The sequence below is a fragment of the Bordetella genomosp. 7 genome (genome assembly GCF_002261265.1).
GTDB lineage: Bacteria > Pseudomonadota > Gammaproteobacteria > Burkholderiales > Burkholderiaceae_B > Bordetella_A.
The window spans coordinates 199,997-222,239 of record NZ_NEVK01000001.1 but is presented as its reverse complement, the minus strand read 5'-3'; the positions used below and the strand labels follow the sequence as shown (position 1 = coordinate 222,239).

General features: G+C 67.0%; 24 protein-coding genes. 15 read left to right on the top strand and 9 right to left on the bottom strand.

Features of this window, described 5'->3' with window-relative positions; all coding sequences use genetic code 11:
* Nucleotides 1-160: 160 nt before the first annotated feature.
* The 4 genes from hpf (at nucleotide 161) to CAL19_RS01045 (ending at nucleotide 3,598) form a co-directional block, all read left to right on the top strand.
* Nucleotides 161-496 (top strand): ribosome hibernation-promoting factor, HPF/YfiA family, encoded by a 336-nt coding sequence (gene hpf, locus CAL19_RS01060; RefSeq protein ID WP_026640794.1) that lies wholly within the window; start codon nucleotides 161-163, stop codon nucleotides 494-496.
* A gap of 229 nt (nucleotides 497-725) precedes the next feature.
* The gene (locus CAL19_RS01055; protein WP_026640795.1) at nucleotides 726-1,181 is read left to right on the top strand and encodes a PTS sugar transporter subunit IIA; all 456 of its coding nucleotides are present in this window, start codon (nucleotides 726-728) and stop codon (nucleotides 1,179-1,181) included.
* Between the two features lie 25 nt (nucleotides 1,182-1,206).
* Nucleotides 1,207-2,133, top strand: coding sequence for an HPr(Ser) kinase/phosphatase (gene hprK / locus CAL19_RS01050; protein WP_026640796.1), 927 nt, complete (start codon nucleotides 1,207-1,209; stop codon nucleotides 2,131-2,133).
* Nucleotides 2,134-2,149: 16 nt separating this feature from the next.
* Nucleotides 2,150-3,598: a PLP-dependent aminotransferase family protein gene (locus CAL19_RS01045; RefSeq protein ID WP_094795776.1), complete on the top strand. Its 1,449-nt coding sequence runs from the start codon at nucleotides 2,150-2,152 to the stop codon at nucleotides 3,596-3,598.
* On the opposite strand, the gene CAL19_RS01040 is transcribed toward CAL19_RS01045, so the two are convergent.
* Together CAL19_RS01040 and CAL19_RS01035 are read right to left on the bottom strand one after the other, a co-directional pair.
* On the bottom strand, nucleotides 3,595-4,881 hold the full coding sequence (locus CAL19_RS01040) for a cytochrome c (RefSeq protein ID WP_026640798.1): 1,287 nt from the start codon (nucleotides 4,879-4,881) through the stop codon (nucleotides 3,595-3,597). The two genes, CAL19_RS01045 and CAL19_RS01040, sit on opposite strands and share 4 nt — an antisense overlap.
* 10 nt (nucleotides 4,882-4,891) lie before the next feature.
* Complete coding sequence (locus CAL19_RS01035) at nucleotides 4,892-5,632, bottom strand: c-type cytochrome (RefSeq protein ID WP_094795775.1); 741 nt, start codon at nucleotides 5,630-5,632, stop codon at nucleotides 4,892-4,894.
* Between the two features lie 162 nt (nucleotides 5,633-5,794).
* Between CAL19_RS01035 and rapZ the strand changes: the two genes are divergently transcribed.
* Together rapZ and CAL19_RS01025 are read left to right on the top strand one after the other, a co-directional pair.
* Nucleotides 5,795-6,667 (top strand): RNase adapter RapZ, encoded by an 873-nt coding sequence (gene rapZ, locus CAL19_RS01030; protein ID WP_026640800.1) that lies wholly within the window; start codon nucleotides 5,795-5,797, stop codon nucleotides 6,665-6,667.
* Entirely contained in the window at nucleotides 6,664-7,593 is a 930-nt protein-coding gene (locus CAL19_RS01025; protein WP_026640801.1) for a septal ring lytic transglycosylase RlpA family protein, read from the top strand. The genes rapZ and CAL19_RS01025 overlap by 4 nt, the downstream gene beginning before the upstream one ends.
* Nucleotides 7,594-7,623: 30 nt before the next feature.
* On the opposite strand, the gene CAL19_RS01020 is transcribed toward CAL19_RS01025, so the two are convergent.
* A complete protein-coding gene (locus tag CAL19_RS01020; RefSeq protein ID WP_026640802.1) occupies nucleotides 7,624-8,187 on the bottom strand; it encodes a methylated-DNA--[protein]-cysteine S-methyltransferase in 564 nt (187 codons plus the stop codon).
* Complete coding sequence (rsmI, locus tag CAL19_RS01015) at nucleotides 8,184-9,128, bottom strand: 16S rRNA (cytidine(1402)-2'-O)-methyltransferase (RefSeq protein WP_026640803.1); 945 nt, start codon at nucleotides 9,126-9,128, stop codon at nucleotides 8,184-8,186. The genes CAL19_RS01020 and rsmI overlap by 4 nt, the downstream gene beginning before the upstream one ends.
* A 65-nt stretch (nucleotides 9,129-9,193) precedes the next feature.
* On the opposite strand from rsmI, the gene CAL19_RS01010 reads away from it, so the two are divergent.
* The 6 genes from CAL19_RS01010 (at nucleotide 9,194) to CAL19_RS00985 (ending at nucleotide 13,392) form a co-directional block, all read left to right on the top strand.
* Complete coding sequence (locus tag CAL19_RS01010; protein ID WP_026640804.1) at nucleotides 9,194-9,682, top strand: YraN family protein; 489 nt, start codon at nucleotides 9,194-9,196, stop codon at nucleotides 9,680-9,682.
* A 30-nt stretch (nucleotides 9,683-9,712) separates the two neighbouring features.
* On the top strand, nucleotides 9,713-10,306 hold the full coding sequence (locus tag CAL19_RS01005) for a phosphoheptose isomerase (protein ID WP_038852559.1): 594 nt from the start codon (nucleotides 9,713-9,715) through the stop codon (nucleotides 10,304-10,306).
* Nucleotides 10,303-11,040 carry a BON domain-containing protein gene (locus CAL19_RS01000; protein WP_026640806.1) on the top strand — a complete coding sequence of 246 codons (738 nt, stop codon included), beginning with the start codon at nucleotides 10,303-10,305 and terminating at the stop codon, nucleotides 11,038-11,040. Before CAL19_RS01005 ends, CAL19_RS01000 begins: the two co-directional genes overlap by 4 nt.
* On the top strand, nucleotides 11,041-11,535 hold the full coding sequence (locus CAL19_RS00995; RefSeq protein WP_026640807.1) for a peroxiredoxin family protein: 495 nt from the start codon (nucleotides 11,041-11,043) through the stop codon (nucleotides 11,533-11,535). It begins immediately after the preceding gene.
* A gap of 20 nt (nucleotides 11,536-11,555) precedes the next feature.
* On the top strand, nucleotides 11,556-12,446 hold the full coding sequence (locus tag CAL19_RS00990; RefSeq protein ID WP_094795774.1) for a LysR family transcriptional regulator: 891 nt from the start codon (nucleotides 11,556-11,558) through the stop codon (nucleotides 12,444-12,446).
* Nucleotides 12,447-12,567: 121 nt separating this feature from the next.
* Entirely contained in the window at nucleotides 12,568-13,392 is an 825-nt protein-coding gene (locus tag CAL19_RS00985) for a TauD/TfdA dioxygenase family protein (protein ID WP_094795773.1), read from the top strand.
* Between the two features lie 47 nt (nucleotides 13,393-13,439).
* On the opposite strand, the gene CAL19_RS00980 is transcribed toward CAL19_RS00985, so the two are convergent.
* Complete coding sequence (locus tag CAL19_RS00980; RefSeq protein WP_026640809.1) at nucleotides 13,440-14,225, bottom strand: MetQ/NlpA family ABC transporter substrate-binding protein; 786 nt, start codon at nucleotides 14,223-14,225, stop codon at nucleotides 13,440-13,442.
* A gap of 235 nt (nucleotides 14,226-14,460) precedes the next feature.
* Between CAL19_RS00980 and argB the strand changes: the two genes are divergently transcribed.
* From argB to slmA, 3 genes are read left to right on the top strand one after another with little or no spacing between them, the layout of a single operon-like run.
* The gene (gene argB / locus CAL19_RS00975; RefSeq protein ID WP_026640810.1) at nucleotides 14,461-15,363 is read left to right on the top strand and encodes an acetylglutamate kinase; all 903 of its coding nucleotides are present in this window, start codon (nucleotides 14,461-14,463) and stop codon (nucleotides 15,361-15,363) included.
* The gene (locus CAL19_RS00970) at nucleotides 15,363-16,109 is read left to right on the top strand and encodes a pyrimidine 5'-nucleotidase (protein ID WP_094795772.1); all 747 of its coding nucleotides are present in this window, start codon (nucleotides 15,363-15,365) and stop codon (nucleotides 16,107-16,109) included. The genes argB and CAL19_RS00970 overlap by 1 nt, the downstream gene beginning before the upstream one ends.
* Before the next feature lie 36 nt (nucleotides 16,110-16,145).
* The gene (slmA, locus tag CAL19_RS00965; protein WP_026640812.1) at nucleotides 16,146-16,718 is read left to right on the top strand and encodes a nucleoid occlusion factor SlmA; all 573 of its coding nucleotides are present in this window, start codon (nucleotides 16,146-16,148) and stop codon (nucleotides 16,716-16,718) included.
* A 789-nt stretch (nucleotides 16,719-17,507) separates the two neighbouring features.
* Here slmA and rodA read toward each other — a convergent pair.
* The 4 genes from rodA to mreC are packed head-to-tail and all read right to left on the bottom strand — an operon-like array spanning nucleotide 17,508 to nucleotide 22,205.
* Nucleotides 17,508-18,644, bottom strand: coding sequence for a rod shape-determining protein RodA (gene rodA, locus CAL19_RS00960; RefSeq protein WP_026640813.1), 1,137 nt, complete (start codon nucleotides 18,642-18,644; stop codon nucleotides 17,508-17,510).
* A complete protein-coding gene (gene mrdA, locus CAL19_RS00955) occupies nucleotides 18,641-20,746 on the bottom strand; it encodes a penicillin-binding protein 2 (protein ID WP_094795771.1) in 2,106 nt (701 codons plus the stop codon). The genes rodA and mrdA overlap by 4 nt, the downstream gene beginning before the upstream one ends.
* A gap of 21 nt (nucleotides 20,747-20,767) precedes the next feature.
* Nucleotides 20,768-21,334, bottom strand: coding sequence for a rod shape-determining protein MreD (gene mreD, locus CAL19_RS00950; protein WP_026640815.1), 567 nt, complete (start codon nucleotides 21,332-21,334; stop codon nucleotides 20,768-20,770).
* The gene (gene mreC, locus CAL19_RS00945; RefSeq protein ID WP_026640816.1) at nucleotides 21,321-22,205 is read right to left on the bottom strand and encodes a rod shape-determining protein MreC; all 885 of its coding nucleotides are present in this window, start codon (nucleotides 22,203-22,205) and stop codon (nucleotides 21,321-21,323) included. The genes mreD and mreC overlap by 14 nt, the downstream gene beginning before the upstream one ends.
* Nucleotides 22,206-22,243 lie beyond the last annotated feature (38 nt).

The following is a 22,243-nucleotide window of genomic DNA, read 5'->3' as shown; positions in this document are numbered from 1 at the left end:
ACGCAACTTGTTTTAGCCCACAGAGTCTATACACTAGTACTGAAGGCCGGCGTTTCGCGCGCCGCGCCCCATCCATCCAACCCCTTTTCACAGGAGACCTATTCAGCCGATCCCCGCGCTATACGCGCACCCATTTCTCTTTTTTGTAGGAGAGCGCACTATGAACCTGAGCATCTGCGGTCGTCATCTCGACGTCACCCCGGCCATCCGGGAATATGTCATGAACAAACTGGCGCGAGTGCTGCGGCATTTCGATCACGTGATCGATACCCAGGTCATGCTCTCGGTTGAGCCCCTGCGGCATAAAGCCGAAATCACCATGCGACTGCGCGGCAAGGACATCCATTGCGAAGCCGTGGATGAAAACCTTTACGCAGCCATCGACCTCCTGGCCGACAAAGTCGACCGCCAGGTCCTCAAGCACAAAGACAAGGTACAAAGCCACTCGGCAGAGTCCGTGAAGCGACAAGCCGCTGCCATGCAGCAAACCCCGTAGTCCCGCGCCTCACCCCGACTCGAGCCGGTCACGTACCCGAGCTTGAACCCTAGATCCCGCTAGCGGATCTGCCTGATCCCGATGTCCCGCGAGATGCAGCTTTCCCGCCGGGGCATCGGCAAGTCCCCCCTTCCCAATGCCTTGCCGATGCGACTATGCTTGCCGGTTCGTACCAGGTAGCGGCCGCGGCGGATTTTGCACTGCCGCATAACACCCTATAATGAACCGCATGAATCATTTGTCGCGCATCCTTCCCGCCGGCAACGTCGTTCTCGACTTGCCCGCCACCAGCAAGAAACGCGCATTCGAGCAGGCCGGGCTGCTCTTCGAAAACCATCACGGGCTGGCCCGGACTGTCGTGTTCGACAGCCTGTTTGCACGCGAACGCCTGGGCTCCACGGCCCTGGGCCAGGGCGTGGCGGTGCCGCACGGGCGCGTCAAGGGGTTGTCCGAACCCATGGCCGCGTTCTTCCGCCTGGCGCAGCCGGTGCCGTTCGACGCCCCCGATGGCCAGCCGGTTACCATGCTGATGTGCCTGCTGGTGCCCGAAACCGCTACCCAGCAGCACCTGGATATCCTGGCCGAACTGGCCCAGTTGATGTCCAACAAGGCGCTGCGCGAAGCCCTGGGCACCGAAACCGACCCGGCCGAAGTTCACCGGATGCTCACCACGGGGCAACGCTGACCCCGCCGATCGCCGAGGCGCTGCCATGCTGACTGTGCAGGAACTGGTCGACGACAACGCCGACAACATCCCCTTCACCTGGATCGCCGGACAAGGCGCCGCAGAGCGCGCCATCCGCGACGACGGCATGTCGGCCGCCGACCTGATCGGCCACCTGAACCTCATTCACCCCTCGCGCATACAGGTGTTCGGCCAGGAAGAACTGGCCTACTACAGCCGCTTCGACCTGCGCCGCCGAACGCACCACATGGACGAACTGCTGATCGGCGGCGTGCCGGCCATCCTGCTGGCCGACGGCCTGACGCCGCCGCAGGATCTCATCGACCAATGCGACCAGCACCAGGTGCCGCTGCTGTCCACGCCCGTGGCGGCCGCGCAACTCATCGACCTGCTGCGCATCTACCTGGGCAAGAAGCTCGCGCCCACCACCACGGTGCACGGCGTCTTCATGGACGTGCTGGGCGTGGGCGTGCTGATCACCGGCGAATCGGGCCTGGGCAAGAGCGAACTTGCGCTCGAACTGATTTCGCGCGGCCACGGCCTGGTAGCCGACGACGCGGTCGAATTCTCGCGTATCGCCCCCGGCATGATCGAAGGCCACTGCCCCCCGCTCCTGCAGAATATGCTTGAAGTGCGTGGCCTGGGCCTGCTCGACATCCGCACCATCTTCGGCGAAACGTCCGTGCGGCGCAAAATGCGGCTCAAGCTCATCGTGCACCTGGTGCGCTCTACCGCGCAAGACAAGTTCGAACGCCTGCCCCTGCAAGACATCACCCAGGACATGCTGGGCATGCCCGTGCGCAAAGTCATGCTGCAGGTGGCCGCCGGCCGCAACCTGGCCGTGCTGGTCGAAGCCGCGGTGCGCAACACCATCCTGAAACTGCGCGGCATCGATACGCTGGGCGAATTCATGGAACGCCAGGCCATGGCGATCTTGCAAAGCAGCAAATAGGCCACGCCACCGGCCCATGGCTGTCACCCGCTACCAGGCGCTGGCCGACGATATCGCGCGCGCCATACGCGAAGGCCTGCTGCAGGCAGGCGACAAGCTGCCCTCCGTGCGCGACACCTGCGCCACGCGCGGCGTCAGCCCTTCTACCGTCTTCCAGGCCTATTACCTGCTCGAGGCGCGCGGCCTGGTGCAGGCGCGGCCGCGTTCGGGCTATTACGTGCGGGCCCTGCCGGCCAGCCTGCCGCCCGAGCCCGATACGTCGCAACCGCGCGGCGATTCCAGGCCGCTGGCCATCAGCGAACGCATTTTCGATATTCTGGGATCCGTGCGCGACCGCAAAGTCGTGCCGCTGGGCTCGGCCTTTCCGTCGGCATCGCTGTTCCCGCTGGAGCAGCTGGGGCAGGCCATGGCCGGCTACCTGCGCCACCTGGACCCGCACGACACCGTCGAAAGCCTGTCACCCGGCTACCCGCGCCTGCGCAGGCAGATCGCCCTGCGCTACCGGGCGGCGGGCGTGCCGGTTACGCCCGACGACGTGGTCATCACCACCGGCGCCCTCGAGGCGCTGAACCTGTGCCTGCACGTCACCACCCGGCCGGGCGATGCAGTGATCGTAGAGTCGCCCACGTTCTACGGCGCGCTCCAGGCGCTCGAACAGCGCGGGCTGAAGGCTGTGGAAGTGCCCACCCACCCGCGCCAGGGTATTGACCTGCAAGCCCTGGAAGCCGCCATCCGGCGGCATTCTCCCAAGGCGTGCTGGCTGATGACCCAGTTCCAGAACCCGTTGGGCAGCCTGATGTCGCAAACCGGCAAGCGCGACCTGGTGGCGCTGCTGCGGCGCCACCAGATCCCGCTGATTGAAGACGACGTCTATGGCGAACTGTATTTCGGCGATTCCCGGCCCCTGCCGGCCAAAGCCTACGACACCGACGGCCTGGTGCTGCATTGTGCGTCGTTCTCCAAATGCCTTGCGCCGGGGTTTCGCATCGGCTGGGCGGTGGCGGGCCGCTACGCGCGGGCCGTGCAGCGCCTGAAGCTGGCCACCACGCTGTCGGCCTCGGTGCCGGCGCAAGGGTCGCTGGCGGGATACCTGGAACGGGGCGGCTACGACCGCCACTTGCGCCGGCTGCGCGCCACCCTGGCCGCGCAGCAAGAACGCATGCTGGACGCAGTGGCGCGCTACTTTCCGCCCGGCACCCGTGTCACGCGCCCCCAGGGCGGTTTTTTCGTGTGGCTGGAAATGCCGGCGCCCGCCGACGCGCTGGACCTGCACCGCCGCGCCCTGGCGCGCGGCATCAGCGTCGCGCCGGGGCCGATTTTCTCGGCCGGCGGGCAATTTGCCCATGCGTTGCGCCTGAACTACGGCCACCCCTGGGACGACCGCATGGAAGACGCCATGCGCGAACTGGGCGCGCTGGCCGGGCGGCGCCGCGGCGCCGCCCCACGCGCCGGCGCATCCGGCTAATTGCGCGTAGATGCGTCGCGCACGCGCCTGACGTCGAAGGCGGTCACGGCGCCGGCCTGGTTACCCCAGCTGGACCGGATATACGACACCACGGCCGCGATATCGGAGTCGCTCAGCATCGGCCCGAACGGCGGCATGCCGTGCGGACGCGGATTGGCCGCCGTGGCAGGGGCGTAGCCGCCATTGAGCACCATGCGTATCGCATTGACCGCCAGCGGCGCCGTCACGGTGGGGTTGCCGGCCAGCGCCGGCCACGCCGTGCCGATGCCCTGCCCCTGGTCCTGGTGGCAGGCCGCGCAATGCTGCTGGTACAGGCGGCCGCCATGTTCCAGCAACGCCGGAGCGGCGGCGCGCGCCTGGGCCGGCGCCGCAATGGCCGGCGCCGGCAGGGACTTCAGATACGTCCCGATGGCCAGAGCGTCTTCGTCGGTAAGAAACTGGGAGCTGCCCAGCACGACTTCGGCCATCGGCCCGCTGGCCGTGGATTGCCTGGCCATGCCGGTTTGCAGCAACTGGGCGATGTCCTGCGCGTTCCAGTGGCCCAGCCCGGTGCCCGGGGCGTTGTCCAGCGGCGGCGCATACCAGTCCAGGCCGTCGATAAAGCCGCCCGACAGACCGTCTTGCGCGCGCGTGGCGCCCAGGCTGTTGCGGGGCGCGTGGCAGGCGGCGCAATGCCCCAGCCCTTCGACCAGGTAGCGCCCCCGGTTCCAGGGCACCGGCTCGCCCGGATCGGGCTCGAGCACGCCGGGGCTGAAATACAAGGCCCGCCAGAAGGCCAGCAGCCCGCGCTGGTTGTACGGAAAATCCAGCTCATGGGCGCGGCTGGGCTGCTCCACCGGCTCGACCGTGCGCAGGTATGCGTACAGCGCGTCCGAGTCCGCGCGCGACATGCGCGTGTACTCCGTGTACGGAAAGGCGGGGTACAACAGGCTGCCGTCCTTCGATTTGCCATTGTGCAGGGCCTGCCAGAAATCGTCGGCGCTCCATTGGCCGATGCCCGTGCGCGGGTCCGGCGTGATGTTAGGCCCATAAAGGGTGCCAAAGCGCGTGGGGATGGCGGTGCCGCCGGCGTAGGCTTTGCCGCCTTGCGTGGTATGGCACGCCATGCAATTGCCCAGGCGCGCCAGATACCGCCCCTGCTCGACCTGGCGTCCGGCCTCGGCGGGGTCTGCGGGACGGCCCGTCGAGGTGTCGTCGCGCGTGCCCATCCAGTACAGGGCCGCAATCGCGGCCACGCACGCGAGCAGCAGCGCAAGCACAGATATCTTGATGATGCGTTTCATGCCGGCCCTTCTACTGTTGATTCTGGCTGCCGCATTCGGCGGACAAGGCCGCCGTGCCGGCCGGGTCTGGCACATAGGGCTCGACGACAGGCTGCGATGACAGCCACGCCGAAAGCGCGCCGATATCCTCGGGCGTCAGCTTACTGGCGACATCGGCCATGCAGTCCGGCTCGGCGGCGCGGCGCAGCCCGTTCTGCCAACTGCCGATCTGCGCGCCGATGTAGTCGCGCGGCAGCCCCAGCAAACCGGGTATCGCCGGCGCCTGGCCGCTGAGCGCGGCGCCGTGACAGGCCACGCAGGCGGGCAGCCCGCGCGACGCGTCGCCCTGCAGGGCCAGCGTGCGGCCATGTTCGAGCATGTCGGCCGAGGCCGCCGGCCGCGCCGGCCGGGGGTACGGCACGTGCTGTTCGGCGAAATAGGCGGCCATTTCCCGCAAGTAGTCGTCGGGCAGCCCCACCAGGAGGTGAGTCATGGGGCGATACTGCCTCAGCCCGTCGCGAAAGTTCAGCAACTGGTGGTAAAGATAGTCCGCGGGTTTGCCGGCCAGGCGGGGATAGTAGCCGTCGGCGCCGGCCTTGCCCTGCTCACCGTGGCAGGCCGTACAGGCGGCCACTCGCGCCTGCATGGTATCGGGCTGCAGCACCGCGCCTTCCTGCGCGGCGGCAGCATGCGACAAGGCCACGGCGGCAGCCAGCACAGCCAGCTGGCGCCGCAGGCGACCGGTGCGGGAAAAAAGGGAAAATACTGGCATCAAGTAGGCAGAGGGGTAGGCAAATAAGCAGGCCAGACGCGCTGGCAACCTTAGATTACGCCGCCGCGGCACTCGGGTATAGGATCAGTCTTACAGTTTAAGGCCATATCAGATGCGAACCGGCGGCCAACCCTGCGGCAAATTCATGCAACAATCAAAACCATGCTAAGTGTTGTCCTTATCACTGGAATATCCGGGTCCGGCAAATCGGTCGCGCTGCGCATGCTGGAAGATGCCAGCTACACGTGTATCGATAACCTGCCGGTAAGGTTTCTGAGCGAATTCGTGGCCGGCGCGCGCGACGATGGCCTCGAACGCGTCGCCATTGCCATCGACGTGCGCTCGCCCGGCGAGCTGGCCGAATTGCCGGGCGTGCTGACCGCCATGCGCGCCATGGGAACGTCGTTGCGCGTCATATTCCTGGACGCCAACACCAACACGCTGGCGCAGCGCTATTCCGAATCGCGCCGCCGCCATCCGCTGACCGACCGCCTGTCGCGTGGCGGGCAGGCTCCTTCGCTGCTGGACTGCATTTCGCTCGAACGCGACCTGCTGGCTCCGCTGCGCGAACAAGAGCACGTCATTGACACGTCCGACCTGACCCCCGGCCAGTTGCGCGCCTGGATCCGCGACCTGGTGCAGGCCGACCGGCCGCCGCTGGTGCTGACTTTCGAGTCGTTTGCCTACAAGCGCGGCGTGCCCAGCGATGCCGACCTGGTGTTCGACGTGCGCTGCCTGCCCAACCCCTATTACGACCGGACGTTGCGTCCGCTGACGGGGCGCGACGAACCCGTCGCCACATGGCTGGCGAGCTTCGATATCGTGGGCCGCATGATCGACGATATTACCGATTACCTGCGGCGCTGGCTTCCGCAATACACGCAGGACACGCGCAACTATCTCACGGTGGGCATCGGCTGCACGGGCGGCCAGCATCGCTCGGTATATGTGGTGGAACAACTGGCCAAGCGCTTCTCCGACCACGACCCCCTGCTGGTGCGGCATCGCACGCAACTGCCGGATGAGCCCCAATGAACCGTAGCCGCCTGATTCTCGCTCCCGTGCTGCTTGGCCTGGCGGTGCTGATCGCCGGCTGCTCGTCGCCCGGCACCCGCAAGGCCGGCGGCTATTACCAGGACGACGGCCCGGGCGCCCATCCGCCGTCCGACCTGGACAACATTCCCGACGCGATTCCGCGCCTCGAACCCCTGGCCGGCGGCGCCAACCGGCCATATTCGGTGTTCGGAAAACGCTACGTGCCCGTGGCCGACCAGGACCACGCCTATAAGCAACGCGGCATCGCCTCGTGGTACGGCAAGAAATTCCATGGCAGGCGCACCTCCATCGGCGAGGTCTACGACATGTACGCCATGACGGCTGCCCACCCCACGCTGCCGCTGCCCAGCTATGCGCGCGTCACCAGCAGCATCAACGGCCGCACCGTGGTGGTGCGGATCAACGACCGCGGGCCGTTCCACGGCGGCCGCATCATCGACCTGTCGTATGCAGCGGCGCACAAACTGGGCATCATCGAGCCCGGCAGCGGCGAAGTGGTGGTCGAACGCATCCTGCCGGGCGAAATCCGGCTGGCGCAGGAACGCAGCGCGGGCGTCGCCAGTGCGGCTTCGGCGCAAACCGTGGCTGACGCCCCCCCTCTGGCCGCCACGGAAGTTGTCGTCGCCGAGCTGGCGCCGGCCTCGCCAGGCTCGGGCGCGGACGCGGCCAGCGGCGTCTACCTGCAGGTGGGCGCTTTCAGCCAGCCGGCCAATGCGCAGACCCTGATGCAACAGGTCAACGCGCAACTGGACGCCGCCGCCGAAACGCCGCCGGCCAGGGTGCAGCAGGCAGGCGGCCTGTACCGGGTGCGCATCGGCCCGTACACCGACCGCGCGACGGCGCTGGGCGCCGCGCGGCAGGTGGCCGATCGCACCGGCATCCTGCCCAGCCTGGCCACTTACTGACACTGACGCGGGCTGGCGCGGCCTGGCCGTTTACCAGGGCAGCTCCGCCTGCCCGTCGGTAATGCGTCGCGCCCGCGCGTTCTGCCCGGGATAGCGGTGCCCTTCGTGCGCCAGCAGCGCGTGCTTGCGCGCCAGCCCGCCGCCGAAACCCGTCAGCGACGTGTCGCGGCCCACCACACGGTGACACGGGATGAAGATCGAAATGGGGTTGCGGCCGATCGCCTGCGCCGCCGCGCGCACGGCCTTGGGCTTGCCTATGGCCTGCGCCAGTTCGCCATAACTGCATGTTGCGCCGAACGGCAGGGCCAGCAGCGCCTGCCACACGGCCTGCTGGAACGGCGTGCCGCGGGGGTCGAGCGGCACCCGGAATTCGCGCCGTTTGCCCGCGAACCATTCGGCCAGTTGCCCGCGGGCCTGCACCAGCACGGCATGTTCGGGCGCCAGCCGCCACGCGGCCGACGGCGGCGGCAGGTCCCACTGGTCCAGGAACCACGCCCCCTGCAGCGCCGCGTCGCTGGCGGCCAGGCGCAGGCCGCCCAGCGGGGTATCGGCGTCCAGGTAGGCCACCGGGGCCCGGATATCGGCCCGCGTCATGAGCCTGCGCGCGCCTTCCTGGCCAGCGCCGCGGCGTACAGGGCGTCGCGCGGCTGGCCTGTCACTTTGGCGGCCACGCGCGCTGCGTCGCGCACCGACAGGGTTTCCAGCAGCGCATCGAGCAGCACGCCGGTGGCCGGATCTTCCGGGTTTGCGGAATCGGCCGGGGCGGCTTCTGCGGCGTGCACGATCAGCACGAACTCGCCCTGCGCGCGATGCGGGTCGGCTGCCAGCCAGCCGGCCGCTTCCGACAGGGGCAAAGTGACGATTTGCTCGAATCGCTTGGTCAGTTCGCGGGCGATGGTCAGCAGGCGCCCGGGGCCGCACACATCGAGCAAGTCCGCCAGGCAGGCGCCCAGGCGATGCGGCGACTCGAACATCACCACCGGGGCCGGCAGCGCGCACCACGAGCGCAGCCAACGCTGGCGCGCAGCGGACTTGGCCGGGGCGAAGCCCGCAAATGCATAAGCCGGGTTTTCGTCCGAGGTGGCGCCGCTGCCCATCAGCGCGGCGATCACCGCGCTGGGGCCGGGCACCGGCACGACGGCGTAGCCGGCCGCGCGCACGGCCCGCACCACGCGCGCGCCGGGGTCGCTGACGGCGGGCGCGCCCGCGTCTGACACCAGCGCCACACGCTGGCCTTGCGCCAGGCGTTCGCAGATGCCCTGCGCGGCGGCAGCCTCGTTGTGCCGGTGTGCGGCCATCAGGGGCGTGGAAATTCCCCAGGCGTCGAGCAGGCTGCGGCTGGCGCGGGTGTCTTCGGCGGCGATCACGTCGGCCCGCGACAGCGCCTGCCACGCACGCAACCCCAGATCGCCCAGGTTGCCAATGGGAGTCGCCACAACGTAAAGCGTGGCCTCGGGCCAGTGCTGGCCGGCGACACGCTCGGCCATGCGGCTCCAGGCATCGCCGGCGATCGCAGGCGGGACATTCAGGTTCATAGTCGGATGGCGGCCAGGCGGCAAATTGTGCCAGTGTAGCCCTCCCATCGGCCCGGATCACGCCCATGTCCGACCCTTTCCTGGAAATTGCCTACGCGCGCGCCCGGCAGGCGCAACAGCGGCTGCTGAAGCGGCGCCGCGCCGCCGCCGGGCGCACGGCCCGTCCGCCGGCGCGCGCCGAAGCGCCCCGCCGGTCGCCCACGCAACGCGCCGGCCATACGCATGAAACCCGGGCGCTTGCCCTGCTGACGGCCGCCGGCCTGGCGCCGCTGGCGCGCAACCTGCATTGCCGGGCAGGCGAGATCGACCTGGTCATGCGCGACGGCGATACCCTGGTGTTCGTAGAGGTGCGCGCCCGCACCGGCCACCGCTACGGCGGGGCGGCCGCCAGCGTGGGGCGGGCCAAGCAGGCCCGGCTGGCACGGTGCGCCGCCCTGCTGCTGCCCGCACTGGCGCTGCGCCACTGGGGTGGCCGCACACCCCCGGTGCGCTTTGATGTCGTGGCCTTCGACGGCGGCAGGGCGTGCTGGCTGGCGGCCGCGTTCACCCCTTAGCCCGCCTGCCGCCATGAGATAATGCGGGCCATGGATATGACCTCTCGCATGACGTCGCACTTTCGCGATGCCATGGCCGCCTGCGAAGCAAGCATGCAAGCCCTGTCGGCCCCGCTGGCCAGCGCGGTCGACATGCTGTTCGCCGCCCTGGCCAACAATGGCAAGATTCTGGCATGCGGCAACGGCGGTTCGGCCGCCGACGCCCAGCATTTCATCGCCGAACTGGTCGGCCGGTTCGAGCGCGAACGCCTGCCCCTGGCGGGCATCGCCCTGAACACCGACACCGCCATCCTGACCGCGGTCGGCAACGACTACGGCTTCGAAGAAATCTACGAACGCCAGGTGGGCGCCCTGGGCCAGCCAGGCGACCTGCTGGTGGCCATTTCCACCAGCGGCAATTCCGCGAACGTGGTGCGCGCCGTACAGGCTGCCCACGACCGCGAAATGTCGGTCATTGCGCTTACCGGCAAGGGCGGCGGGGTAATAAGTGAACTCTTGACCGCGCACGACGTCCATTTATGTGTACCCAACGACCGCACCATGCGCATCCAGGAAATCCACGCCCTGATGCTGCATGCCATGTGCGACGGTATTGACGCCCTACTTCTAGGAGACACCGAATGATGCCCGACGCCAAGACAGTTGCCCGACCGCTGCTGCTGGCCGCCATGCTCGGCACCGCCGCCCTGTCGCTGTCGGCATGCGCGCCGCTGGTGGTGGGCGGCGCGGCGGCCACCACGGCAGTGGTCATCACCGATCGTCGTACGTCGGGCGCGCAGCTCGAAGACCAGAACATCGCGTTCAAGGCCGAATACCAGATCAGCCAGAAGCTCGGCGATGCCGCCCGCATCAGTGCTGTGTCGTATAACGGCCTGGTGCTGCTCACCGGCGACGCCCCTTCCGAGGCCGCCAAGGCGCAGGCCACCGAAATCGCGCGAGGCATCCAGCACGTCAAGTCGGTGGTCAACCAGATGAACGTCGGCCCTGCGGCCTCGTTCGGCACCCGCTCCAACGACACGTGGCTGACGTCCAAGGTCAAGACCGCGCTGCTCAACACCAAGTACGTGCCCTCGGCCACCATCGTCGTCACGACCGACCGCAGCGTCGTCTACCTGCTGGGCATGGTCACCGAAGCCGAAGGCAACTATGCGGCCACGGCCGCATCCCAAGTCGGCGGCGTGGCCAAGGTTGTCAAGCTGTTCCAGATCATCAGCCGCGAAGAAGCCGTGCGGCTGTCGGGCCCGGCCAGCGCCAGCACGCCGCAACCGGCGGGCGGCTCGTCGCAGTCCCACGCGGCGCCCATCGAAACCGGCACCGGCGGTCAGGTCGGCGGCGTCGAAGTCATGCCTATCAAGTAAATGAAAAAACTCATTCTTTCCCTGGCCGTCCTGGTGGCGGCCGGCATCGGGGCCTGGTTCATATGGCGCCCCGCCGCCCCCGCCCCCGATGTGGCCTTTACCACCATCGACGGCAGGAAGTTCAGCATGCACGACCTGCGGGGCAAGGTCGTGCTGGTGAAGTTCTGGGCCACGAGCTGCGTCACCTGCGTCAAGCAGATGCCCGACAACATCGACACCTACAACGCGTACGCGCCCAAGGGCTACGAAACCGTGGCCGTGGCCATGAGCTACGACCCGCCCAACTACGTGCTCAATTTCGCCGAAACGCGCAAGCTGCCCTTCCCGGTGGCCCTGGACGTCAGCGGTGAAATCGCACGCGCCTTCGGCGACGTCAAGCTCACGCCCAGCGCCTTCCTGGTCGACAAGCAGGGGCGCATCATCAAGCGCTACCTGGGCGACTACGACAAGGCCGAATTCCACGCCGCCATCGAAAAAGCACTGGCGGCCGGCTGATCATCCACGCGGCCGCGCGCATGTCCGCGACGTTCAATTTCAAACTGCTGTCAGCCTTTGTATCGGTTGCCGAGCATGGCAGCTTTCGCAAGGCCGCCGAACAATCGTTCGTGTCGCTGCCTGCCATCAGCATGCAGGTCAAGCAGCTCGAGTCCCAGCTGGGCGTGGCGCTGTTCCACCGCACCACCCGCCGGGTCGAACTCACGCCCGAAGGCGAAGAGCTGCTGATCAGCGCGCGCAAGGCCCTGGCCGAACTCGACAGCGGGCTGGCCCGCATCCAGCAGGCCGCCAATGCGCAGCAAGGCAACCTGGCCTTTGCCTGTGTGCCCACCGTGGCGGGCACGCGGCTGCCCGCCGTGCTGACGGCCTATGCCCGCCACTATCCCGGCATTGCGGTGCGGGTACGCGAACTCACCCACCACGACCTGCTCGAAGCCGTACGCCGGCGCGAAGTCGATTTCGGCATCGGGCCGGTGGAAGACAAGCGTCCCGATCTTGAATTCCACCCGCTATTCAACGACGAATACTGCGCGCTGCTGCCGCACGGCTACCGTCACAACGGCCGGCAGGCCATCACCTTGCGCGAAGTCACGCGCCTGCGGCTGCTGACGCTGGCACCCAACTCGATGTTTCGCAACCATCTGGAAGCGGCGCTTCAGGCCAGCGGCATCAAGGCCGACCTGGGCTACGAGTTCACGCATGCCAGCACGCTGATCGCCATGGTCGAAGCCGGCCTGGGCGCAGGCATCCTGCCGCGCATCGCCATTCCGCGCGGCACGACGCTGACTGCCGTGCGCATCACGCGGCCCGCCCTGCACCGTACGATTGCGGTGGTCACCATCCGCGGGTACACGCTATCGCCGGCCGGCGCCCGACTGGTGGAAATGCTGGGTTCCGGCGACGCCGCCTAGCCGCGCCATTATTAAATTTTCCTGAACAAACCCTAATATTATTTGATTTGTTCCCAGGTCCACGCCGGCATACCATGTAGCCGTTGCGGGCACGGTCTGCCTGCGTGGAATCCCGATCGACATGAAAATCCGCAAGATCGCTGGCGCCCTGGGCGCCGAATTGTCCGGCCTGGACCTGGCTGCCGGACTGACCGACGAACAGGCTGCCGACGTGCGCCGGGCCCTGCTCGACCACCAGGTCATATTCATCAAAGACCAGAAGCTCACTGCCGCGCAATACCTGGCCTTTGGCCAGGCGATGGGCAAGCCGATCGAATACCCTTTCGTGCGTGGGCTGCAAGGCTATCCCACGATCATCGAAGTCAAGAAACTGGAACACGAGACGCTGAACTTCGGCGGCATCTGGCATTCGGACACCACCTATCTGCAAGAGCCGCCCATGGGTTCGATGCTGCTCTCGCGCGAAATTCCGCCATACGGCGGCGACACCATGTTCGCCAACCAGTATCTGGCCTACGAAGCGCTGTCGGAGACGATGCGCGGGCTGCTTGACGGGCTGGTGGGCATCAACAGTTCAGCCCAGGCCGACGTATCCAAGACGCGCGAAGACCGCATGCGCACCGATGGGCCTGGCGCGGCGCCGAAGGACTACGTGGCCGAGCACCCCGTGGTGCGCACCCACCCCGAAACGGGCCGCAAGGCGCTGTATGTGAACGTGGCCCATACGGTGGGCATCAAGGGCATGCGCCCCGAAGAATCGGCGCCGCTGCTGCGGTTTCTGTTCGACCACCAGGTCAAGCCCGAATTCACCTGCCGCTTTACCTGGACACCCGACACCATCGCGTTCTGGGATAACCGCTGTACGCAGCACAACCCGGTAAATGACTACCACGGTTTCCGGCGGGTGATGCATCGCATCACCCTCAAGGGCGAACGCCCCGCCTGACCGCGGCGGCCGCCCCGCATGGGGCCGCCGCCTGTACGAGACGAGGCTCAGAACGCCGGTACGACAGCGCCCTTGTACTTGTCCTGGATGAACGCTTTCACCTCGGGCGTGTGCAGGGCGTCGACCAGCTTCTTGATGGCGGGCGCGTCCTTGTTGTCGGGGCGCGCGGCCACCAGGTTCGCGTAGGGCGAATCCGCGCCCTCGATGAACAGGGCGTCTTTGGTGGGCACCAGGCCGGCCTCGAGGGCGTAGTTGGTGTTGATGAGCGCCAGCGCCACGTCATCGAGCGCGCGCGGCAACATGGCGGCCTCGAGCTCGCGGAATTTCAGCTGCTTGGGATTTTCCACCACGTCCAGCGGCGTGGCGACGATGTTGGAGGGGTCTTTCAGCTTGATCAGGCCCTGCTTCTGCAGCAGCAGCAAGGCACGGCCGCTGTTGGACGGGTCGTTCGGGATGGCTATCGTGGCGCCCTGGGGCAGCTCGGCCACCGACTTCACCTTGCGCGAGTAGCCGCCGAACGGCTCGACGTGGACCAGGCCAACCGACACCAGCTTGGTGCCGCGGTCTTTGTTGAAGGTGTCCAGGTAGGGCTGGTGCTGGAAGAAGTTCGCGTCCAGCTCTTTGTCGGCCAGCTGCAGGTTAGGCTGCACGTAGTCGCTGAACACCTTGATGTCGAGCTCTACGCCGTCTTTGGCGAGCACGGGCTTGACCACTTCCAGGATTTCGGCGTGCGGCACTTGCGTGGCGCCCACGACCAGTTTGTCGGCTTGGGCCGCACCGGCCAGGAAGAAGGCGGACGCCAGCAGGGCCGTCCGGGCAAAGAGAAAACGCATGATGGACCTCGTGGGAATAGGACAGAAGGGCCGCCTGCCCCCAGGGGGGCCGCGGCCGTTGCAAAACGCCCTCAATTTACCTGAATAGCGGTCATTTGTCGGTCATAACGTCATGGGTTGCGGGTATAAGTAATTGGGCGGGTCTACAATCTGCCGTATGCTTGCCCTGGCAGCGCCGAGCCCGCGCCGGCGCAGGCATTTTTCCTTTTTCACACTTTGCAGAGCTCCAGTTGCCATGACCGACACCCCCGACCCTGCCGCCGTATCGTCGCCCGCCATCAAAGCGGCCGTTCTTTCCGAAGCACTGCCGTATATACGACGATTCCATGGCAAGACCATCGTGGTGAAGTACGGCGGCAACGCCATGACCGACGAGCGCCTGCAACGCAGCTTCGCGCACGACGTGGTGCTGCTCAAGCTGGTGGGCCTGAACCCGGTGGTTGTGCACGGCGGCGGCCCGCAGATCGACGACGCCCTGCGGCGCATCGGCAAGCAGGGCACCTTCGTGCAAGGCATGCGTGTCACCGACGCCGAAACCATGGAAGTGGTCGAATGGGTGCTGGGCGGCCAGGTGCAGCAAGATATCGTCATGATGATCAATGAAGTCGGCGGCAAGGCCGTGGGCCTGACCGGCAAAGACGGCATGCTGATCCAGGCGCGCAAGAAGCTGATGGCCAACAAAGACAACCCCGACGAACCCATCGACATCGGCTTCGTGGGCGACATCACCCAGGTTGAGCCGGCCGTGGTCAAGGCGTTGCAAGACGACCAGTTCATTCCGGTCATCTCGCCCATCGGCTACGGCGAAGACGGCACGGCGTACAACATCAACGCCGATGTGGTGGCCGGCAAAATGGCCGAAGTGCTGGGCGCCGAAAAACTGCTGATGATGACCAACACTCCGGGCGTGCTCGACAAAAGCGGCAAACTGCTGCGCAGCCTGTCGGCCCAGACCATCGACGAACTGTTCGCCGACGGCACGATTTCGGGCGGCATGCTGCCCAAGATCGCGTCGTCGCTCTACGCCGCCAAGAACGGCGTGAATTCGGTGCACATCGTCGATGGCCGCGTGCCCCACTGCCTGCTGCTCGAAATCCTGACCGACCAGGGCGTCGGCACGATGATCAGCTCGCATTGATGCAGGTTCGCCGCCATCTGCTGCGGCCGGCGGCGCGCCTGCGCCGCTCGCGCCGCGCGGCCACGGCCGTGGCTGAACGGCTGTGGCTGTTCGACCTCGACAATACCCTGCACGACACCTCGCACGCGATCTTTCCCCGCATCGACCAGGGCATGACGGCGGCAGTGGCCGAAGCGCTGGACGTGGACATCGACACGGCCAACGAGTTGCGCGCCAAGTATTGGCATCGCTACGGCGCCACCGTGATCGGTATGGTGCGCCACCATGGCGTGGACGCCCATGCCTTCCTGCGCCGCAGCCATGATTTCGACGTCAATCCGCTGGTGCGCGCCGAATCGGCGTTGGCCGACAAGCTGCGCCGGCTGCCGGGCCGCAAGGTGCTGTTGACCAACGCGCCTTTCGACTACGCGCGCGCGGTGCTCAGGCGGCTGGGCATACTGCGCCAGTTCGACAGCATCTGGGCCATCGAGCACATGCGCCTGCATGGCGAGTTCCGGCCCAAGCCCTCGCCGGCCCTGCTGCGCTACGTGCTGGCGCGCGAAGGCGTGCCCGCGGCGCGCGCGGTGCTCGTCGAAGATACGCTGCCCAACCTGCGCGGCGCCCGCCGCGTAGGGGTCGGCACCGTCCACGTGTACCATCCCGGCACGCCTTTTGCGCGCGCATCCTGCCACCGGCCGGGCTATGTCGACTTGCGGGTAAACTCGGTAAGCGACCTGCTGCTGCGCCGCCGTCCGTTGCGGCGCTAGCGGCGGCCCATCTTCCCATCCACCGATTGTCGGCCCATGGCGAGCAAACCCGGCGAACGCAAAAACCAGATCCTGCAAACTTTGGCTGAAATGCTGGAGCAGCCACATGCGGCACGCATTACCACCGCGGCGCTGGCCGCCCGCATGCAGGTTTCGGAAGCGGCTCTGTACCGGCATTTCGCCAGCAAGGCGCAGATGTTCGAAGGCTTGATCGAGTTTATCGAGGTAAGCCTGTTCACCCTTATCAACCAGATTGCCGCGGCCGAACCGCTGGGCCTGGCCCAGGCGCGCAAGACGGTGTCGATGCTGCTGGCATTCTCGGAGCGCAACAAGGGCATGACGCGGGTGCTGACCGGCGACGCGCTGGTCACGGAAGACAACCGGCTGCAGGAACGCATCAACCACATCAACGACCGCATCGAGGCCACGCTGAAGCAATCTCTGCGCGTGGCAGTCAGCGACGGCGACCTGCCCGCCGATGCCAACATCACCGCCCACGCCAGCCTGTTGACCCACCTGGTGCTGGGACGCTGGCTGCGGTACGCCCAAAGCGGATGGCGCGTGGCGCCTACCGTGCATCTGGATGAGCATCTGAGGGTGTTGCTCTGAGGGGTTTTTCGGGGGAAGGCTGGTTGTCCTTTCTGTTGACGCCGGGCGCCGGGGGCGTAGCGGGAGGCGGGCTTCACGGGGCCGGTCGGCCGCCCCCCGCGGCCGACACCGCGTCGTCAACCTCGTCAGCCTGCGGCTTCCTTCGGTTTCCCTCGCTCGCCCCCGAGGCGCCCGCCTCCCGCTACGCCCCCGGCGCCCGGCTGCATCGGTGAATGTGGTCAGGTTGCTGAAAAAAAACCGTGTCGTGCGGGGCTGATGCTCAAGAGGGGTGGGAGAAGTGCAGGGCCGCGTCAAGCGCCCGCCCTGCGCGGACGCCTGACGCGTTCGGGTGATGGAATGCGAGGATTGGCGGTACGTAAGGTGGCACTGTCAATAGACGCGGTGAGACCAATCCGGCCTAGCTTACGCACAGCCACCCTACCCCCGGCCACCCGCCAACGGAACAAGCCCCCCGCCAGCCCACCCCGAATGCCAGGGCAGGCCGCGCAGGGCGGCCTGCCCTGGCGGCCCACTACCATCTCCCGTCCCCTTGACGACCTGAACACCGCCAAGCACACCGGCGGCGCCAATAACCGTGGCAAACCGACACCGCGAGCCGGCGGGCGGGGACAGGCGGGGGGGCGGCGCCTCGGGGCCGAGCGAGGGAAACCGAAGGAAGCCGCAGGCTGACGAGGTTGACGAAGCGGTGTCGGCCGCGCGGGGCGGCCGACCGGCCACGTGAAGCCGCTCCCCCGCCTGTCCCCGCCCGCCGGCGCTTCAGTACTCAGTCATACCCAAACACCCCAACCGTCACGCCTGCTCCCCCCGATGCCTGGAGACGCTCATCAATATCCCGCAGGCAATCCCCATGGTGAACAGCGCCGTCCCGCCGTAGCTCATGAATGGCAACGGCACGCCCACTACCGGCAGGATGCCGGTTACCATGCCCACATTCACGAACACGTAGATGAACACCATCATCGTCAGCGCCCCGGCCAGCAGGCGGCCGAACTGGGACGAAGCGCGCATGGCGATGGTCAGGCCCCGAGCGATCAGCAGCCCGTACAGCACCAGCATCGCCACCCCGCCGTACAACCCGAACTCTTCCGCGTACACCGCGAAAATGAAGTCGGTCGTGCGCTCGGGGATAAAGTCCAGGTGCGTCTGCGTGCCCTGCATATAACCCTTGCCATACAGACCGCCCGACCCCACCGCGATCATCGACTGGATGGTATGGAACCCCTTGCCCAGGGGGTCCGAGCTGGGATTGAGCAGCGTGCATACCCGCTGCTTCTGGTATTCGTGCAATACCACCCAGTCAACGCCGGCCTGGCACAGCGAATTTTCGTAATAGATCAGCGTGCCTATGCCCGCCACCCCGATCACCGTCAGGGGCACCAACAGCTTGAACGACAGGCCCGCGAAATAGATCACGAAGAACCCGGCGCCGAACACCAACAATGCCGTGCCCAGGTCGGGCTGCAACACGATCAAGCCGAATGGCGCCGCGAGCATGGCGGCGGCCGCCAGGAAATCGCGGATGCGCACGTCGCCTTCGTGGCGCTGGAAATACCAGGCCAGCATCATCGGCACGGCGATTTTCATCATTTCGGATGGCTGGATGCGCGTAACGCCCAGGTCCAGCCAGCGCGTCGCGCCCTTGCTGGTTTCGCCGAAAAATTCCACCCCCAGCAACAGCACCACGCCCACCACATAAAACGGCAGCGCCAGCTGCATCAGGCGCCTGGGCGGCACCAGGGCCACGACCCACATCGCCGCAAAGGCAATCGCAAAGTTGCGCGACTGCTCGGCAAAGCGCCAGTCGGTGCTGCCCACGGCCGAATGCATGACGGTAAGGCCCAGCGCGGCGAACAGGGCCAGGATGACCAGCAATGGCCAGTCGAAGGCAAGGAAAATCCGAGCCAGCAGCGCGCCCAGGCGTTTCATGGCTTGGCTCCCGTGGAAGACTCAAAAAGCTCGCTCAGGTCGGACAACGCTGGCGCAGTTGACGGAACGCGGCGAGCCGGCGCGGGCGGCGGCGTGGCCGGCGCCAGTGCGCGAGGCGTGGGGCGCGGACGCGGAGCGGGAGGAGCGGGCGGACGCGGCTCGGCACGCGGCGCCGGCTCGGCGCTGGCGTCGGAGGCCGAGTCGGCAACCGCGCCAGCGGCCGTCGGCGCCTGCGCGGGCAACGTGGGCGCGGCGGGCGCCGTCTTGGCCAGCCAGTAATCGAACACCTTGCGGGCAATGGGCGCGGCGACACTGGCGCCCCAGCCCGCATTTTCTACCAGCAGCGCCACGGCGATGCGCGGGTTTTCCAGCGGCGCAAACCCCATGAACAGTGCATGGTCGCGCAAGCGCTCGTCCAGCTCGCTGGCCCGGTATTGCGCGCCGCGCAGGCTGAACACCTGCGCCGTGCCCGTCTTGCCGGCCGATTGGTACGAAGCGCCGGCAAAAGCGCGCCGCGCGGTGCCCGCACGCACCACGTCGGCCATGGCGGCCTTGATGATATCGACGTTGCGCTGTTCGAGCGGAATGCGATATTCCGGGTCCGACGGTGTGACCTTGATCTCGCCCGTGCGGGTATCGCGCACCGCATGCACCAGGTGGGGCCGGCGGTACGCGCCATTGTCCGCCAGCGTCGAAGTGGCCTGCGCCAGCTGCAGCAACGTGAACGAGTTGTAGCCCTGCCCCACCGCTACCGAAATCGTCTCGCCGGCGTACCAGCGCTGGCGTTCACGGCCCTTGTAGGCCTTGCGCTTCCATTCGGTAGAAGGCAGCACGCCGGCGCGCTCGCCATCGAGGTCGATGCCCGTGATCTGGCCGAACCCGAATTGCTTCGAGAAATCGTGCAGGGCATTCACGCCAATTTCGGGCCCCAGCGAATAGAAGTAGGTATCCGACGACACGACGATCGCGCGATGCATGTCGGTCATGCCATAGGCCGCGCCCCCCGCATTGCGAAAGCGCTGGCCGCCGAATTCGTAGTAGCCCGGGTCCGAGATGCGCTCGGTGGCGCTGCGCACGCCCAGCTGCAAGGCCGCCAGGGCCACGAACGGCTTGTATGTCGAGCCGATGGGATACGTGCCGTACAGCGGACGGTTGATCAGCGGATGGTCGGGCGATTCGTTCAGCATGCGCCAGTTGTCGACGTCAATGCCGTCAATGAACAGGTTGGGGTCGAACGACGGCTGCGACACAAACGCCAGGACTTCGCCGGTCTTGGGGTCCAGGGCCACCAGGGCGCCCCGCTGGTCGCCGAAGGCTTCTTCGGCGATGCGTTGCAAGTCCAGGTCGATGGACAGCATGATGTCCGAGCCCGGCACGGGGTCGGTGCGCCGCAGCGTGCGCACCGGGCGTCCCGTGGCGGTGACTTCGACTTCTTCCACCCCGGTCTGGCCGTGCAGCTGGCGTTCCCAGCTTTTTTCGATGCCCTTCTTGCCGATGACATCGGTGCCCCGATAATTGCCCAGTTGGCCGGTTTCTTCGAGCTGTTCGAGATCGTTGTCGGCGATACGGCCTATATAGCCCACCACATGCGCGGCCGTGGCGCCCTGGGGGTATTCGCGCACCCAGCGCGCGCGCAACTCGACGCCGGGAAACTCATAGGCGTGCGCGGCGAACCAGGCGGCCTCGGTTTCGTTGAGGTTGTTACGCAGCACCAGGCTGGCATAGCGGCTGGACTCTCCCACGCGGCGCTTGAAGCGGCGCAGGTCGCCGGGGCTGACATACACAATGGGCGTCAGACGATCGAGCAGCTTATCGATGTTTCCGGCCTGGGCCGGCACCACCTCAAGGGTATAGGTGCGGTAATTGCGCGCCAGCACCTGGCCATTACGGTCGAGGATCTCGCCGCGGCGCGGCGCAATGGGCACGACGGCGATGCGATTGCGGTCGGCGCGTTCGGACAGGCCCTCGTAGCGGTCGACCTGCAAATACCAGAAACGCCCCACCAGCACGCCAAAGCAGGCCAGCGCGAACAGGCCGCCCACCCACGCGCGCAGCTTGAAGCGCTGCTTCTGCTGCTGGCCGGTTTTCTTGAACTCGAACATGGGCACGCGGAAATGCCGGCCTCAGACGGACGAGGATTCGGCGTCGTCGGCGCCGCGCTGCGGCAGGTGCAGCGCCCAGCCCACCACCGGCCAAAGGGCGACGGTCAGCAACACGCCCAGGGCCCAGTCCCAGCCTGGCCAGCGCCCCGCCAGCCAGGCCAGCAACATCTGCTGCACGAGCCGCGCGACAAAAAACACAGGCAGCATGTGCAGCGCCTGGCTCCAGAGATCGAAGCGCTGCAGCCGTCGATGCAACACCACCGCTCCGTAGGCGATCAAGGTGTATTCGAGCGCGGTGCCGCCCAGCGCGCTGGCGTCGTGCACATCCATGAGCAGGCCGAAGCAGAACGCCGCCACCATGCCCACGCGCCGCGGCTCGTGCACGCACCAGAACGCCAGCACCAGCGCCAGGACGTCGGGCGCGCCCGGCCAGGCGCGCCAGGGCAGCAGCGACAACAGCCAGGCCGCCAGCAGCGTGCCCCACACGAACGCGCCATGCGCCGGGCGCGTCAGGCGCTCGGGATGCACGTTGCTGGGCGTGCCCAGCCGGCGCGCCGTTTGCCGTACCGTCGGGTTATTGCGGTCCACCGCTGTCGGCCTCTTGAAGATCGGATTGCGCCCGGGCTACGTCGACTTGCAGCACCAGGAAGTGGCGATAGCGTTCGGGGTGGGCCAGCGGCTCGCACAGGGCCCGCGCGAACCCGGACGCCGTGTCCCGTTCGACGGCCTGCACCTTGGCCACCGGCAGGCCAGCCGGAAAGAGCCCGCCCACGCCGCTGGTAACGATAACATCGCCTTCTTTGATATCGGCGTTGGCGGCCAGGTAGCGCACCTCGATGCGGCCGGGCGTATTGGAGCCGAAGGCGATCAGGCGCAGCCCGTTGCGCAGCACCTGCACCGGGATGGACACGCGCTCGTCGGTAACCAGCGCGGCTTCGGCAGCCATCGGCGTCACGCGCACGATCTGGCCCACCACGCCGCCTTCGTCGATGACGGGCATGCCCGGGGCCAGCCCTGCCTGGCTGCCCTTGTTGAAGACCAGCCGCTCCTGGAAACTGTTGGCCGGCTCGTACAGCACCTCGACCACCACCGCGGCCTGTTCTACCGTGTCGGTAACTCCGAGCAGGCGGCGCAGTTGCGCATTTTCCGCCGCCAGCTGGGCGGCGTGGGTCGCCACCTGCGACAGCTCGATGCGCTGGCGCTGCAGGGCTTCGTTTTCAGTGCGGATGCGGTTGGCCGCGTTGACCCATTCATTGACCTGTTGAACCAGGTCGCGCGGCGCCATGACGGTGCGCTGGAACGGATACAGCCCCAGGGCGACGACGCGCCGCAAGGGTTCGAGCACGTGGAATTGCGAATCGAGAACCAGCAGAACCAGCGACAGGACGACCATGACGGCCAGCCGCAGCTCTGCGGCCGGGCCGCGCCTGAACAGCGGTGGAGTCCCTTGTCGTTGCATGAATACCGAGGGGCGTCAGCCCGCAACCGCTGTACCGC